Raw genomic sequence first — 15,238 nt, 5'->3', positions numbered from 1 at the left:
CACGGAGACAAGCCCATGAACATTCATGCAGCCAGCACCACCCGGGCGGAAGCCCTCGTGACCACCCGTCTCGACAGCACCGGGGAAACACCGGTTCTGTCGCTGCGCCTGAACGGCACAACGCCGGGCGCGGACGAGCTGACCGGCGCCGTGCTGCGGGCGCTGGAAGCGGCCTTTGCCGCTGACGGAAGCCTTCACCGGCTGATCCTTGATCCGGCAGATGCTCCGCTCACGACCCGCGATCTGCCCTTCGCCCATCCGGTTGCGGGCGGGCTGGAGGTGCGCCGCGACGGCTTTTATCAGACAGACCTGCTCTGGCTGAGGCACAGGCCCACGGGACGGCTGCGCACCGGACTGGTGCCGGGACCCGATGGCCGCGACCACCCCTTGCGCCCGCCCCATCCGGTGGGCGTGGTCTACGAGCGGTATGACCCGGTGGCCGATCTCACCGTCTCCTTCCGTGCGGTGGACATCGACCGGGACCTCGACACCTTCCACCGCTGGATGAACGATGGCCGCGTCGCCTATTTCTGGGAACTGGCCTGGGACAAGCCGAAGCTGCGCGATTATCTCGCCGCCTTCGCGGAGCGTCCGCACACCTATCCGCTGATCGGCTGTTTCAACGGCGAGGACGCGGGCTATTTCGAGACCTACTGGGTGCGGGAGGACCGGCTTGGCCCCTTCTATGACAGCGGCCCCTGGGACCGGGCCTGGCATGGGCTGATCGGCGAGCGCCGCCACCTTGGCCGGGCCAAGACCGGCGCCTGGCTGCGCGGCCTGCTGCATTACCTCTTCCTCGATTGCCCAATGACGGAAAACATCATGGGCGAGCCGCGCGTCGACAATGCCAAGCTGCTGAACTACGCCGCTGAAGTCGGCTACGAAAAGGTCAAGGAGTTCGACTTCCCGCACAAGCGCTCGGCCCTGATGCGCTGCCCGCGTGACCGGTTCTTCTCGGAGGTGCGGCTGTGAACGCGCCCTTTGCAGTCTCCACCCCGGCAGACAGCCGGAGCGCCGCTGACGCCCGCTGGCAGGAGGTTTGCCGCGCAGGCCTTGCCAAGATGCTGGACGAACTGACCTACGAGGAAGTGCTGGCGCCGGAAGCAGAAGGCGACAGCGAATATGCCCTGCGCCTCAAGTCCGGCATCACCTGGCGCTTTGCCGCCCGCACGGGCGCCTGGGGCAACCTTCTGACGGACAGCCGGACAATCCGCCGTGAGCCGGAGGGGGCCACCTCGCCGCTGCAGTTCACGCTGGACGCAAGGGCCGAGCTCGGCATGGCGCCGGAAACCCTTGCCACCTTCCTGCGCGAACTTTCCAACACCCTGCGGCAGGACATGATCCTGCATCAGAAAACGGAAGGCCTTGAGGCGGACCGGCTGCTCGACTTGCCCGTGCATGTGCTGCACGGCCTGCTGGAAGGCCACCCCAAGGCGGTGGCCAACAAGGGGCGCCTTGGCTGGGGCGCGGATAACCTTGCCCGCTATTCACCGGAATCGGCCGAACCCTTCTCCCTGTTCTGGCTGGCAGCCAGCCGGCAGAACTGCCGTCTGGGCGGTGACGACTATGAAGCGGCGTTCCTGCGCCGCCAGCTCGGCGAAGCTGAGGCGGCAAAGCTTCTCGCCCGCCTCACGGAAAAGGGGCTCAGCCTTGAGACCCACACGCTGATCCCCGTGCATCCCTGGCAGTGGGACAATGTGATCCAGCAGGCCTATGTAACGGATCTTGCCACCGGCGATCTGGTGTTTCTCGGCAGCTTCGGCGGGCGCTATGTGGCCGGTCCCAGCCTGCGCACGCTCACCAGCATCGACCGGCCCGGCTCTGCGGATGTGAAGGTGGCGCTGACCATCCTCAACACCTCCGCCTGGCGCGGCATTCCGGGCAAATACATCGCCATCGGCGCTGCGCTCTCTGACTGGCTGGAAGGCATCGTGGCCTCAGATGATCTGCTGGCCCGGCACGTGACGATCCTGCGCGAGGCACGCGGCATCTGGTACCGGCACCCGCTCTATGGCCAGATGGAGGATGCGCCCTATCAGCATGGCGAAACGCTGGGCGTGATCTGGCGCGACAATGCCTCCGGCCGGGTGGGGCCAAACCGCCGCGCCTGTCTCTATGCCGCGCTGCTGCATCCCGATGCGGAGGGGCGGCCGCTGGCCGTGGCCCATGCCCGCCGGGCGGGACTGGACTTCGAGGACTGGCTGAAGCGCCTCTTCGAGGTCAGCGTGGTGCCGCTCTATCACATGCTCTGCCGCTTCGGCACGGGCTTCATCGCCCATGGGCAGAACATCACCGTGGTGCTGGAAAGGGACGTGCCGGCTGGCATTGCCATCAAGGATCTGCAGGGCGACGTGGATCTGGTCAATGTGGTGTTTCCCGAACAGGCGGACCTGCCGGACGAAGTGAGGGCGGTGCTGCCGTCGAAGCCTCCGGCCTATATCGTTCACAACATCCAGACGGCGCATTTCGTCACCGTGCTGCGCTTCTTCTCTGCCCGGCTTGAGGCGTCCGGCGTGCTGCCGGAAGACAGATTCTACCGGCTTCTGGCGGATGTGCTTGAGGCATATATGGCGGCCCATCCGGATCTGGCAGAACGGCACAAGATGTTCGATCTGTTCCATCCGGCGATGCCGAGGGTCTGCATCAACAAGGTGCGCTTTGCCATCGGCTATGGCGATTCCGCCCAGCGGCCGATGCCAGCCCTCGGCACGGATCTACGCAACCCATTGTGCCGTTGCGGAAATGTTGCGTGAACGCAACAGCACAACTTTTGCAAGGCGCACATACCGAACAAAACTTGAATCCCTAATTCATATATGCAGTTGTAGCGCCAATATCAGGAAGCCAGGCCGCAAGGGCCAAGCCACCGCCAACCGACTTGAAACACACATGCAAAAGGTGGCAGGCCATGCATCTGAAGACACTCGCGCTGACGACAACGGCGCTTATCGCAGCCTTTCCGGCATTGGCGCAGGATGAGACCGCGCAGAAGACGTCCACCCTCGACAAGATCGTCATCACTGCGGGGCGCAGTGAAAGTGCGGTCAGCACGCTGGCGCAGTCGGTTGTCGTCATCGACCGGGAGCAGATCGAGGCTGGAAGCTTCGGCTCCACCGATCCGACCGATCTGATTTCCCGCCTTGTTCCGGGCTTTGCTCCGTCGAACCAGACCATCTCGGGCGGATCGGAGACATTCCGCGGCCGCAATGTGCTGATCATGGTCGATGGCGTGCCGCGCAACACCCCTCTGCGCGACAACACCCGCATCCTGTCGATGATCGATCTCAACACGATCGAGCGCATCGAAGTGGTCAACGGTTCTTCCAGCCTCTATGGCGCTGGCGCCACAGGCGGCACCATCAACTTCATCACCAAGCGTGGTATGGAAGAGGGTATTCGCACCACCATCACCACCCAGGCGACCGCCTTCACCCAGGATCTCGGAAAGTCGATCTCGCCGTCGGTGAGCGCCAATGTGGAAGGCCGTATCCGCCAATTCGACTATTTCTTCTCCCTCTCCGGAGACATGACGCGCAAGACCTATGACGGCAAGGGCCGCGAAATGCCTTCCGATGCCCTGATCGGGCAGGGCGGCAGCGACCGGACGCGGCAGGGCAACATGTTCACCTCGCTCGGCTACGAAAACGAGACGCGCCGTTTCGGCCTGTCCTTCGACTGGACCTATCTCGACCAGAAGCCGGACTGGATGACCAATTACGCCAGCACGCCCATCAGCCCGGATTTTAATTCCCCTTACACCGGCCAGCGGCTGGAGGAAGACTCCAAATACCTGACCGGCACCTTCACCGAGAATGACTTCATGCTCGGTGTGCTCAACGTCACGGCTTTCTACAATTCCATCAAGAAGCAGTCCCTGTTCAACACCCTGTCGCCTGAGAACTCGTTCGTCTATGCGGCCTCCAACGGGTCCACAGTCGTTTCGCCCTACAATCAGACAGTGCTGAAAAGCGAGCGGGCTGGCATCAATGCGACGGTCAACAGCGATCTCGACTTCATCCGCGACGGCGCGAAAATCACCTGGGGTGCTGATTACACCTACGACCACACCACGCAGGCGCGCGTGGATGGAGCGGCGGTGATCGCCCCCATGACGCAGAACCAGATTGGCGCCTTTGCGCAGCTGGAACTTCCGGTCACAGACCGGTTCACCCTGCAGGGCGGCGCCCGCTTCGACCAGTTCTATCTTGACGTCGAAGACTTCACGCGGCCTTCCGGCATCTTCCTCTTCCGCGGAGCCCGTGTGCCGCTCCGGAATGTCAACGTCACAGGCGGCAGCTTCTCCTACAACTCCCCGACCTACAACATCGGCGGCGTTTTCGATTTGACCGAGGAAGCACAGGCCTTCGCCAACTTCTCCCAGGGCTATTCCCTGTCAGATATCGGCGGCTTCACCCGCCGTGCCGGTGCCAATTCCACCACCGACATCTGCGCCACCTATGGCGTTCTGCTGCGCGCGCTTGGCTGCGGCAACGCTCCGGCAAATCTCAACATCAGCTACGCGAATATTGCGCCCGAGCCGCAGCTGGTGAACACTTATGAAGCGGGCTTGCGCGGAGACTGGGGCCGGGTGCGCGGCACCGCCAGTGCCTATATCTCCACTTCGGACAAGGGCACGGCCTTCGACCCTCTGACCAACAGCGTTTCCCAGCAGAAGGAAAAGATCTGGGGCTTTGACCTCACCGCCGAAGCGGATGCCACCGACCGGCTGACCATCGGCACCGTCTTTTCCTATGTGGAAGGCAAGTATGACGCCAATGGCAACGGCCGCATTGATGCAGGCGAATACATGCCGAACAACCGCATCCCGAACAACGTCAAGTTCAATGTCTATGGTGAGATGCGCTTCATTCACGACATCATGGCCCGCGCCGAGATCGAGCATCTGTCTGGACGCAAGCAGACGAGCCAGCACCTGCCAGCCGTTACCTTGGTGCACATGGGCGTTTCGAAGGACATGGGCAAAGCGGGCAAGCTGTCACTTGGTGTGCGCAATGTCTTCGACACGGAATATGTCAACCCGACAGCCAGCGCCGTCCGCGGCGCGGAGATCTCGGGCCTTGGCCGTACGGTTGCCCTCACCTACCGCGTGACCTTCTGATCCTGAGGCCTCCCGCAAGCGATTGCGGGAGGCTTGCCTTTTTTCCGGAAAGACCAGTGCCATGCGGGATGCACCAGCGCCCCAAAGCCAGACAGCGCCAGCAGAAAAGAGCCGGATCCGTCTTTATGTGACGCTGGCCGGGCTCTATCTGGCGCAAGGCATTCCCACCTATCTGATCGCCGCCGCCCTGCCGCCCGTTCTGCGCGAGCAGGGCGTTTCGCGTACGGCCATCGGGCTTTTCTCGCTGCTGATGCTGCCCTTGGTGGTGAAATTCGCATGGGCGCCCTTCGTCGACCGGATCCGTCTTTTGCCCATCGGCCACCGGCGCGGCTGGATCGTGCCGATGCAGCTTGTCTGCTCAGCCGCTCTGTTTGCCATGGCCTTCATCCAGCCGGCCGATGTGGTCAGCCTCTTCCTTATGTGCATGGTCATTTCAATCGCCATGTCGACGCAGGACATCGCCACGGACGGCTATGCCACGCAGAAGCTGACGGAAGCGGACAGGGGCATCGGCAACGCCTGCCAGGGCGGGGCAGTCGCCTTCGGCGTCGTCATCGGCGGCAGCCTGTCGCTGTTCCTGTTCGAAAAATGGGGCTGGCAGCCGACGCTGCTCTTCGTCGCCGCCCTGTCCCTCATTCCCCTCGCCATGACCGTGATGATGGAGGAAGACGAGGACAGCGGCCCTTCCCAAACCAGCGAACGCTCCGCTGCTCCCCGGCCCTCGCTCCGCGCCTTCTTCCGCCGCCCGGAGGCCGTGCAGATCCTCATCGTGGCACTGGTGTTCCGCGCCAGCGAAGGCCTCGTCAAGGCGATGGAAGGGTCTTACCTCGTTGATATCAAGCTGCCGCTGTCCTGGATCGGCTATCTCTCGGGCGCTTCGGCGGCGACGGCCGGGCTTCTCGGTTCCGTGGTGGCCGTGGGGCTCATGCGCTGGCAGGGCACCCGCACGGCCCTGATCACCCTTGGCGGCCTCAGAACCATCTGCTTCCTGATGTTCGCCCTGCATGCGCTGGGTCTGTCGGACAGTCTCTACACGGTCATCGGTGCGGCCGGGTTCCAGACCCTGATCCGCTACATGGAAATCGTCGTCCTCTATTCGCTGTTCATGTCCGTCGCCTCGAAGGACCAGCCCGGTACGGACTTCACCATTCTCGCCTGCGCCCAGCTGGTGGTCTATCTGGCCGGGTCGAGCGCCTCCGGCATGCTGGCGGACAAGCTTGGCTATGGCACCCTCTTCACCCTGTCCACGGCCCTGTCCGGCCTTGCCGTGCTGCTGACGGCAACACTCCTGCGCCGCAAGCCCGCCCCGCCGATGTTTGAGGAAGTCCGCCCATGAACGGCCCCGCCCCTCTGATTGCCTTCACCACGCTTCCCAGCGGCGCCCCCGCCGGCCTGCTGGAAACGCTCGTGTCCGAAATGCTCCGCAACGGCATGGACGTTATCCGCCCCTCCCCGGCCGAAGTGGTGCTGAACCTTGACCCCAACACCGTTGGCCTCACCGTTCATGAGGGCGAAGGGCTGCGCATCACGGTGCAGGCAAACGGGCTGGTTCCGCTGCACCGGCTGAAGCAATGGCTGATGGAGCATCTCGAAGAGCTGCAGCCCGGCACGACCACCGCCTTGCGCTGGTCCGACGATGACCCGCGCGATGGCGAAGTTCCACCGCCCTATTTCCACGAGCTGACGGTGCTGAAGAAGGCGGCGCTCAGCCCTGTCCTCCTCCGCCTCACCTTCAAGGTGGAGGGGATGGAGCGCTTTGGCAGCGACGGGATTCACGTGAAATTGCTGCTGCCGCCGGAAGGCCGCACCCCTGTCTGGCCGAAGCTTGCCGCCAATGGCGCGCTGATCCTGCCTGAAGGGCCGGACGGGCTGCACATGCGCTATTACACCCTCAAGGAGACCCGCAAGCAGGCCGGCGAAATCGACATTGACGTTGTCCGCCATGCGGGCGGCGCCGTTTCGGACTGGGCCGAGGCCTGCCGCGAAGGCGATGTGATCGGCCTGCTCGGCCCCTCCGGCTTCCAGCATCCGCCGCTCGCAGGCCCGCTGCTCCTTGCCGCCGATGGCACCGGCGCGCCGGCCGTGGCCCGCATGATCGAGGCGCTGGCGGCGGACATGGACCGGGAAGGCACCCCCGTTTCCGGCGGCGGCCACGTGATCCTCGGGCTGGGCACGGACGCGGAGGCGCTGGCCTATCTTTCCGCCGCCAAGGTTGCCCGCCTCGGCCTCACGGTGCATGGCCTTGCCCCGGAAAGCTTCGATGCGGATCTGGAACAGGCCATCCGCGCCATCTTTACGGGCACGAAGCCCGCCTTTGCCTGGTTTGCCGGCGAACAGCAGACCGCCCAGCAGCTCCGCCCCCTGTTCCGCAAGGACTTCGGCCTCGGCAAGGGCAGCCAGTATGCGATTGCCTACTGGACGAAGGGCAAGACCGGGATGGAGAGATAAGCTCAGGCGGGGACGGCGACGAGCCGCATTTTCTTTCTGCCTCAACGCCGTCATCCCGGACGCAGCGAAGCGGAGATCCGGGACCGGTGAGCCCGAGCCTTTCGGTCAAAACGCGTTGAAACAGCATCCACCCCGGCTCACCGGTCCCGGATCGCGCAGGGCGCGTCCGGGATGACGGCGGAGAGGGTTTTCTTCAGCCCCGGCGGATGCTGCATCCGCCGGGGTTTTTGTTACGCTTGGCCGTTGCAGCCGTGTCTCACTCCAGCCCGTCGAACAGCGCCGTGGAGAGATAGCGCTCGGCGAAGGAGGGGATGATGACGACGATGGTCTTGCCCGCCATCTCGTCGCGCTGGCCAACCTTGATGGCCGCCGTCAGCGCCGCGCCGGAGGAAATGCCAACCGGCACGCCCTCGGTGCGGGCAACCTCACGGGCCGTGGCAAAGGCCTCGTCATTGGTGACCTTGACCACCTCATCATAGACCGACGTGTCCAGCACGCCCGGCACGAAGCCGGCGCCAATGCCCTGGATCTTGTGCGGGCCGGGGTTGCCGCCGGACAGGACCGGGCTGTCGGCCGGCTCCACCGCCACAACGTGCAGGCCCGGCTTGCGGCTCTTCAGCACCTGCGACACGCCGGTGATGGTGCCGCCCGTGCCGATGCCGGAGACGAACACATCCACCTTGCCGTCCGTGTCGTTCCAGATCTCTTCCGCCGTGGTGCGGCGGTGGATCTCCGGGTTGGCCGGGTTCTCGAACTGCTGCGGCATCACCGCGCCGGGGATCTCGCTGACCAGCTCCTGGGCACGGGCGATGGCGCCCTTCATGCCCTTCGGCCCTTCCGTCAGCTCCAGCTCGGCGCCGAGGATCTTGAACATCTTGCGCCGCTCGACGGACATGGTCTCCGGCATGACGAGGATCAGCCGGTAGCCCTTGGCGGCGGCCACGAAGGCCAAAGCAATGCCGGTGTTGCCGGAGGTCGGCTCCACCAGCGTGGTCTTGCCCGGCTGGATCTGGCCGGAGGCTTCCATCGCCTCGACCATGGCAACGCCGATACGGTCCTTGACGCTGGAAATCGGGTTGAAGAACTCCAGCTTGCCCAGCAGAGTGGCCTTCACCCCGTGCTTTTCCGCAAGGCGGTCCAGCCGCACAAGCGGCGTGTCGCCGATGGTTTCGGTGATCGAGCTGTAAATCCGGCCGCGGCCCGGCTTCCTGTCGGTCATTCTCATCTCCCGTCCTGGCCCCGGCACCATGATGCGGGGCACCTGTTCTTCTGTCGGAATTCTGAACCCTAACCTAGGAACAATTCCCGCCGGAATCGAGTGCTCTCATGCTCAAAAGCCTGAGGAATAAGGAAAGTTCTACCAAACGGGGGCTAGGGGTGGGGTGGCCCCGGTGGGGTGGCGTATTGCAGGGGTGCAGGGCAGCGTCGGTTTTAGCGGCTTCGCTCGGGTCATCTGCACACTGCCGGCGGGGTGGAACTCGACGGTCTGGTAAATGCCGCAGTTCCCTCGCCTGTCGCCTATCCCGCCGGATATTGCGTTGTTGAAGCCTCACGCGGTTCCGGGCATGTGGAGACCGTTTCGCTTGCCCATGCGCCCGGACTTGCCGTGTACGCTGACGAGATCCGCCGGGGGCATCTTAACGGCAGCGGAACCTATGCGGATGTCCTGCCGGCACATCTGCGCCATCGCGTGAAGAGCCCGGACATGGCCCTTCTGCCTTTGCGGGATGTACTGGAAGACTATTACTTGCTCAGGGCATGCGGCGGTGCGGTGCCTGGTGCCGTCGACCACAGAAGAGCAGAATTCTATTGCAGCCTTTATTAGTAAAGAAGGAGATTGCTACGATACAGCCGCGGTCGAGATGCTCTTCAGGCCATCAAGGGCAAGCTGATCTGGCAGCGGTAATGGGCAGTCTGACCTCTCCCAAAGCCAGAGGTCCCGGCTCAGAGTGGATGCCTCTCATGGCCTGTGTCCCAAGCTATCGGCGCCAGCCTCAATTCGCCTGACGAATGCAGAACATTAAAACTATTCATTTGATCAATGAAGGTCAGCCATTAAAATCTCACCACCGCCTTGAGGAGGCGTGAAAAAACTCAACTAATAATATCAAAGGGGACCTCATGAAAATCAGAGCCTTCCTGATGGCGACTGCTGCCGCTGCCTTTTTCATATCTTCCGCAAGTGCAGATGATCTAAAAATCGGTCTGGCTGGTACAGTAACATCCATCGACCCACACTTTTACAATGCCTCTCCCAACAACAGCATAGCGATGCAGATCTTTGACCGCCTGACCGAGCGCAGTGCATCCGGCCAGCTTTTGCCTGGCTTGGCGGTGAAGTGGGAAGCGGTAAATGAAACAGAGTGGCGTTTCACGTTGAGGGAAGGCGTCAAGTGGCATGACGGCAAAGCCTTGACTTCCTATGACGTTGTTTTCACGTTGGGCCGTGCTGGCAATGTCCCCAATAGTCCGGGCGGCTTCGGTGGTTTCCTCCGCACTATTGCTGAAGTGGAGGCAGATGGCGAACACACGGTCATTATCAAGACCAAAAGACCGTCGCCCACCCTTCCGGGAGAGCTCGCCAATGTAGCAATTGTTTCCCGGCACGCTGGTGAGGGAGCCGAAACCTCCGACTACAATTCAGGCAAGGCGGCGATCGGAACGGGAGCGTTCCGCTTGGCGAGTTTTCGCCAGGGTGATGAGATCGTACTTGAGAAGAACCCCGACTGGTGGGGGCATGAGGTTGTATGGGACAAGGCCATCTACCGGATGATCGGCAGCCCAAGCGCGAGAACAACGGCAGTTCTAGCGGGGGATGTCGACATCATCGACGCGCCTGCCGCGACAGACCTCGAGCGCTTCAAATCAGAGGCAAAGCTGGCATTTGAATCCGCCCCAGGTCTCCGAGTGATCTATCTGGCGCCTACCGTGTCAGGCGACACTTGGAAAAACTTCATTAAAGGCAGTAGCGGAGAGCAACTCGACAAGAATCCGCTTGCTGATCCGCGGGTAAGAAAAGCACTGGGAATTTCAATTAACCGCGAAGCAATCGTCGACCGGATTATGAGCGGAACAGCGACCGCTTCAGGCCAGTGGCTTCCCAAAGGTGCGTTTTCCTATAGCCCGGAAATTAAAGTGCCTACGGCCGATGCCGCGGCAGCAAAGCAGCTTCTTGCGGACGCGGGCTACCCTGAAGGCTTCCGCCTCACGATCCATGTTCCCAACGACCGCTATCCGAATGCGCCTGCAGTCGTCCAGGCGGTTGCCCAGATGTGGACGAGAATCGGCGTTAACACCAGTGTTGAAGCGCTTCCTTGGACAACGTTCTCTTCCCGGAAGAGTGAGTTTGCGATGAAGCTGCTCGGACTTGGAAATGCGACCTATGATGCCAGTTCGATGCTGGTGAATGTGATTGGCTCGAAGGATCCCAAAAGAGGTCTTGGTGCCTCGAACGACAGCGGATATTCCAATCCGCAGCTTGACGAGATCGTAAGCTCAGCCATGACGATCTTTGACGATGCCAAGCGTGAGAAAGCGCTTATCGAGGCCGTAAATGCCGCCCTGGATGACGGCGCTGTAATTCCGCTATACATGCAGAGCAATGCATGGGTGATGCGAAAGGGTATCTCCTACGCACCGCGGATCGATGAACGGACGCTCGCAAAGGACGTCACGGTCTCCGATTGATACCTGACCCGCTGACAATTGTGCTCACGATTTGGCGGCATGACGTCAAAATCCCCGCGGTGTCTTGTAACGACACCGCGGCTGGCGGCTGATTGCATCAGTTACAGCAAGATCTACGGGAACAACATGACTATATGGATAATCCAGCGCGCGGGGCAGGCGGTTCTCGTGGCGCTTGCGATGGCGCTTATTCTCTTTTTGGGCCTCCATCTGATTGGAAGTCCTATCGAGACTTTGCTGCCACCAGAAGCCACACACGAAGAGCGTCTGCGATTGGTTGCAGACTTGGGGCTAGACAGGCCGCTACATGAGCAATTTTTCCTGTTCTTAAAAGGTATATCTCAAGGAAATCTTGGAATCAGCTATGTTTACAATGAGCCAGCTGTAGATCTTATCCTCTCCCGCCTGCCCGCGACACTGGAACTCGCATTTGCCGCTGTCATTTTGTCGGTGATCATCGGCCTGCCTCTCGGACTGATTGCCGGTCACAAGCCCGAAGGCCTCCTCGCACGCAGCATTATGACCGGAACAATTCTCGGTTTTAGCTTGCCGGTATTCTGGATCGGCATCCTTCTGATCATAGTTTTTAGCGTTCAGTTGGGCTGGCTCCCGAGTTCTGGCCGGGGTGAAACCCGCATGCTCTTTGGTGTCGCCTGGTCTTTCCTGACCTGGGACGGCTTCAAACACATCATCCTGCCGGCACTCAGTCTTTCCTTGTTCAACATCTCGATGGTGGCACGGTTGACTGAGTCCGGCGTACGCGAAGCGATGACGAGTGACTATGTCAGATTTGCACGAGCCCGAGGTCTTACAGGAAATAGAATCCTGAGCGTACATGTTCTGAAGAACGTGATGATCCCCGTCGTAACAGTTGTGGGGCTCGATATAGGTCAGACAATTGCATTCTCAGTGGTCACTGAGACGATATTTGCTTGGCCCGGAGCAGGTAATATAATCATAGACAGCATAAGCGCACTTGATAGACCCGTTATTGTGGCATATTTAATGCTCGTTGTTCTAATGTTCGTCTTTATAAATCTTGTTGTCGACGTTGTTTATCGACTACTGGATCCACGCATACGACTGCAGGGAGAATAATATGCAACGCAGCTATTTTCCCCGGTCACTGAACAGCAGCTGGAGTTTTGTTCAGCGTTTCTGCCGCGCACCTTTCGCATGCGTTGGCTTGATCGTTGCGGTTCTCATCGTCCTGGCGGCTTTGCTCGCGCCATTGCTGTCGCCTCAGAATCCCTATGACCTCCTTCAGCTTGACATCATGGATGGCCGGATGGCTCCAGGCAGTCAGTCCATGAGTGGCTTCACGTTTCTGCTCGGCTCCGACAGTCAAGGCAGGGACATGCTGTCGGCCATCATGTATGGGCTCCGGATCAGCCTCGTCGTAGGCCTCGGATCTGCGACCTTGGCGTTCATTACCGGGACGGCCTTTGGCTTGATGGCAGCCTACATTGGCGGACGGACTGAGACGGTGATGATGCGGATCGTCGACCTTCAGCTTTCGTTTCCAACAATACTATCAGCGCTTCTCATTCTCGCACTCCTTGGAAAGAGTGTAGGAAACGTGGTCTTCGCCATTGTTCTGGTGGAGTGGGCAACATACGCCCGAACGGCACGCGGCTCCGCCTTGACTCAAATGCGGAGGGAATATGTTGAGGCAGCTCAGCTTCTCCGCCTGCCGCACTGGAACATCCTTTGCAGGCAATTGCTCCCCAATTGCCTGTCGCCTCTGGTGGTTCTCCTGACCATGCAGGTGGCCAGGGCCATTACTCTCGAGGCTACCTTGAGCTTCCTCGGCCTTGGGGTCCCCATCACTGAACCATCACTCGGCCTCCTGATCGCCAGCGGGTTCGAGTTCATGCTCTCAGGCATCTACTGGATAAGCCTCTTCCCCGCAATAACCCTTGTACTCACCATCTTTGCCATCAACCTTGTTGGAGACAGGTTGCGCCAGATGCTTGATCCAAAAGGAGCGCAACGATGACTTCTACGCTGCTCGACGTTAGGGATCTGACGACCGAGGTTGTTGCCTCTGAGCGAACGACGACACTGATCAACAAGGTGAGCCTGAAACTCGCTCCCGGGGAGGTGATGGGTTTGGTGGGAGAGTCCGGATCGGGGAAGTCCATCACAGGGCTGTCGATCATGGGCCTCGTAGATAAGCCCGTCCGCGTTACAGGTGGAGAAATTCTCTTCAAAGGGGAAGACTTGTGCAGATTGCCAAGTGAAGGAATGCGGCGACTTCGCGGGAACCGGATCGCCATGATCTTTCAGGATCCAATGTCAACGCTTAACCCGGTCCTGCGCGTGCGGACACAAATGGTTGAGACCATTCTAGCGCACGAGAAAGTTGGCAAGAAAGAAGCCATCCAGAGAGCCAAAGACGCTCTTGGCATGGTAGGCATTCCAAGTCCTGACGAGCGGCTGGATGCCTATCCGCACCAGTTCTCAGGCGGGATGCGTCAGCGCGTTGCTATCGCAACAGCCCTCTTGCTGTCACCAGACCTGATCATCGCAGATGAACCAACGACGGCACTCGATGTCACAATACAGGCTCAAATTCTATCTGTTGTTCAAAAGCTTGCCCGTGAGCGGGGCACCGCACTCATCTGGATCACCCACGATCTTTCAGTGGTAGCAGGCCTCGCTGACAGTCTATCTGTTATGTATGCGGGCAGAATTGTAGAGCAGGGAGATACCGCTGACGTCCTTCGAAGCCCACGGCATCCCTATACCCATGGCTTGATCAACAGCTTGCCGTCCCGGAACACGCGCGGGGAGAGGTTGAGCCAGATCCCAGGAACGACTCCTGCCATCGACAGGCTCCCGGCAGGGTGCGCCTTTCGCCCACGCTGTTCGTCTGCTTCCGGTGCCTGCAGTGAAATGCCGCCGCTCGGAGGTTCTGATCGCCGTCTTGTGCGATGCTTCAACCCAGTTTCCGAAGGAGGCCGGCCATGACAATTCGCGTTGAAGCCGTGAACATTGCCAAACGTTTCAGCAGGAAATCAGGCCTTATAGAACGCGGGCTGGAAGCGCTTAACCTCAAGAAGCCGAACCCCGTAGTGCATGCTCTCGACGGTGTCAGCATTTCTGTCTCGCAGGGAGAGGTGGTTGGCATTGTCGGCGAATCCGGATGCGGCAAATCGACCTTGGGACGCGTAATTGCTGGCCTTCTCGAGCCCTCCTCCGGCGAAGTGCGATTGAAAAACATACCTGTCAAAGCCTTGACCGCCAAGGAGACGCTTACTGAGCGGCTGAAGGTTCAGATGATCTTTCAAGATCCGACCTCATCACTCAATCCCCGTCAGCGGCTCAAGGACATCATTGGAGCTGCACCTCTTCATCACGGCTTGACGAGCCGAAAGGAGCTGTTCGGTTACGTCGAGACGCAGATGCGGCGAGCTGGCCTCGATCCAGCCTTGATGGACAGGTTCCCGCATCAGTTGAGTGGAGGACAGCGGCAGCGTGTCGGCATTGCACGTGCACTGGCTGTGAACCCTGATGTCCTTATCTGCGACGAGTCCGTTGCCGCACTCGACGTTTCAATTCAAGCTCAGGTGATTAACCTCTTCATGGATCTGAGAGAAGAACTCGGATTGACATATGTGTTCATCAGCCACGATCTATCAGTAGTCCAGCATATCTCCCATCGCGTTATTGTGATGTATCTCGGCCGGGTCGTAGAGGAGGCGCCGGTTGAAGTTCTTTTTTCTTCACCAGCTCACCCCTATACCAGAGCCTTGTTAAATGAGAGGCCAAGCCTGGATCTGGAGAAGAAGACTTACACAACAATTACAGGCGAGATTCCCAGTCCGCTTGCTCCGCCCTCTGGCTGTCACTTCCATCCGCGCTGCCCATTGGCCATGGACCGATGCCGGGTGGAAAGACCTGCCTTGCGCCAGCTTTCTGCTGGCCACAACAGCGCCTGTCATCTGAACGACTAAGCCTCCAGCGTTACTGAGACCAGAC

The 15,238-nt window shown here is 60.4% G+C and carries 11 protein-coding genes; 10 read left to right on the top strand and 1 reads right to left on the bottom strand.

Translation table 11 applies throughout. The features are described 5' to 3' along the window. The first annotated feature begins 15 nt into the window (after positions 1-15). From IF10I1_RS19550 to IF10I1_RS19530, 5 genes are all read left to right on the top strand, one after another. A complete protein-coding gene (locus tag IF10I1_RS19550) occupies positions 16-972 on the top strand; it encodes a GNAT family N-acetyltransferase (RefSeq protein ID WP_186391477.1) in 957 nt (318 codons plus the stop codon). Beyond that, positions 969-2,753 carry an IucA/IucC family siderophore biosynthesis protein gene (locus IF10I1_RS19545; protein WP_186391476.1) on the top strand — a complete coding sequence of 595 codons (1,785 nt, stop codon included), beginning with the start codon at positions 969-971 and terminating at the stop codon, positions 2,751-2,753. Before IF10I1_RS19550 ends, IF10I1_RS19545 begins: the two co-directional genes overlap by 4 nt. Positions 2,754-2,908: 155 nt before the next feature. Beyond that, on the top strand, positions 2,909-5,119 hold the full coding sequence (locus IF10I1_RS19540; protein ID WP_186391475.1) for a TonB-dependent receptor: 2,211 nt from the start codon (positions 2,909-2,911) through the stop codon (positions 5,117-5,119). 61 nt (positions 5,120-5,180) lie between these two features. Then, the gene (locus IF10I1_RS19535) at positions 5,181-6,455 is read left to right on the top strand and encodes an MFS transporter (protein WP_186424619.1); all 1,275 of its coding nucleotides are present in this window, start codon (positions 5,181-5,183) and stop codon (positions 6,453-6,455) included. Further along, positions 6,452-7,567 carry a siderophore-interacting protein gene (locus IF10I1_RS19530; RefSeq protein ID WP_186424618.1) on the top strand — a complete coding sequence of 372 codons (1,116 nt, stop codon included), beginning with the start codon at positions 6,452-6,454 and terminating at the stop codon, positions 7,565-7,567. The genes IF10I1_RS19535 and IF10I1_RS19530 overlap by 4 nt, the downstream gene beginning before the upstream one ends. A 256-nt stretch (positions 7,568-7,823) precedes the next feature. Here IF10I1_RS19530 and cysK read toward each other — a convergent pair whose 3' ends face one another. Then, positions 7,824-8,786 carry a cysteine synthase A gene (cysK, locus tag IF10I1_RS19525; RefSeq protein ID WP_186424617.1) on the bottom strand — a complete coding sequence of 321 codons (963 nt, stop codon included), beginning with the start codon at positions 8,784-8,786 and terminating at the stop codon, positions 7,824-7,826. A 902-nt stretch (positions 8,787-9,688) separates the two neighbouring features. Here cysK and IF10I1_RS19520 point away from each other — a divergent pair. The 5 genes from IF10I1_RS19520 to IF10I1_RS19500 all read left to right on the top strand — a co-directional run bounded on the left by IF10I1_RS19520 (position 9,689) and on the right by IF10I1_RS19500 (position 15,213). Continuing rightward, complete coding sequence (locus IF10I1_RS19520; RefSeq protein WP_186391471.1) at positions 9,689-11,254, top strand: ABC transporter substrate-binding protein; 1,566 nt, start codon at positions 9,689-9,691, stop codon at positions 11,252-11,254. 126 nt (positions 11,255-11,380) lie between these two features. Next, a complete protein-coding gene (locus tag IF10I1_RS19515) occupies positions 11,381-12,352 on the top strand; it encodes an ABC transporter permease (protein WP_186424616.1) in 972 nt (323 codons plus the stop codon). Between the two features lies 1 nt (position 12,353). Continuing rightward, the gene (locus IF10I1_RS19510; RefSeq protein WP_186391469.1) at positions 12,354-13,253 is read left to right on the top strand and encodes an ABC transporter permease; all 900 of its coding nucleotides are present in this window, start codon (positions 12,354-12,356) and stop codon (positions 13,251-13,253) included. Beyond that, a complete protein-coding gene (locus IF10I1_RS19505) occupies positions 13,250-14,227 on the top strand; it encodes an ABC transporter ATP-binding protein (RefSeq protein WP_186391468.1) in 978 nt (325 codons plus the stop codon). Before IF10I1_RS19510 ends, IF10I1_RS19505 begins: the two co-directional genes overlap by 4 nt. Next, on the top strand, positions 14,224-15,213 hold the full coding sequence (locus IF10I1_RS19500) for an ABC transporter ATP-binding protein (protein ID WP_186391467.1): 990 nt from the start codon (positions 14,224-14,226) through the stop codon (positions 15,211-15,213). The genes IF10I1_RS19505 and IF10I1_RS19500 overlap by 4 nt, the downstream gene beginning before the upstream one ends. The last annotated feature ends 25 nt before the right edge of the window (positions 15,214-15,238 follow it).

This window comes from Pannonibacter sp. I15F10I1 (assembly GCF_900185665.1).
Lineage (GTDB): Bacteria > Pseudomonadota > Alphaproteobacteria > Rhizobiales > Stappiaceae > Pannonibacter > Pannonibacter indicus.
Note: the sequence above shows the minus strand (reverse complement) of the source record. Positions and strands in the feature narration are given on the sequence as shown.

What these genes read in the sequence shown, in the direction of transcription:
- IF10I1_RS19500 (WP_186391467.1), top strand. Translation starts at nt 14,224, where the DNA reads ATGACAATTCGCGTTGAAGCCGTGAACATTGCCAAACGTTTCAGCAGG.
- IF10I1_RS19515 (WP_186424616.1), top strand. Translation starts at nt 11,381, where the DNA reads ATGACTATATGGATAATCCAGCGCGCGGGGCAGGCGGTTCTCGTGGCG.
- IF10I1_RS19535 (WP_186424619.1), top strand. Translation starts at nt 5,181, where the DNA reads ATGCGGGATGCACCAGCGCCCCAAAGCCAGACAGCGCCAGCAGAAAAG.
- IF10I1_RS19530 (WP_186424618.1), top strand. Translation starts at nt 6,452, where the DNA reads ATGAACGGCCCCGCCCCTCTGATTGCCTTCACCACGCTTCCCAGCGGC.
- IF10I1_RS19505 (WP_186391468.1), top strand. Translation starts at nt 13,250, where the DNA reads ATGACTTCTACGCTGCTCGACGTTAGGGATCTGACGACCGAGGTTGTT.
- IF10I1_RS19510 (WP_186391469.1), top strand. Translation starts at nt 12,354, where the DNA reads ATGCAACGCAGCTATTTTCCCCGGTCACTGAACAGCAGCTGGAGTTTT.
- cysK (WP_186424617.1), bottom strand. Translation starts at nt 8,786, where the DNA reads ATGACCGACAGGAAGCCGGGCCGCGGCCGGATTTACAGCTCGATCACC.
- IF10I1_RS19550 (WP_186391477.1), top strand. Translation starts at nt 16, where the DNA reads ATGAACATTCATGCAGCCAGCACCACCCGGGCGGAAGCCCTCGTGACC.
- IF10I1_RS19520 (WP_186391471.1), top strand. Translation starts at nt 9,689, where the DNA reads ATGAAAATCAGAGCCTTCCTGATGGCGACTGCTGCCGCTGCCTTTTTC.
- IF10I1_RS19540 (WP_186391475.1), top strand. Translation starts at nt 2,909, where the DNA reads ATGCATCTGAAGACACTCGCGCTGACGACAACGGCGCTTATCGCAGCC.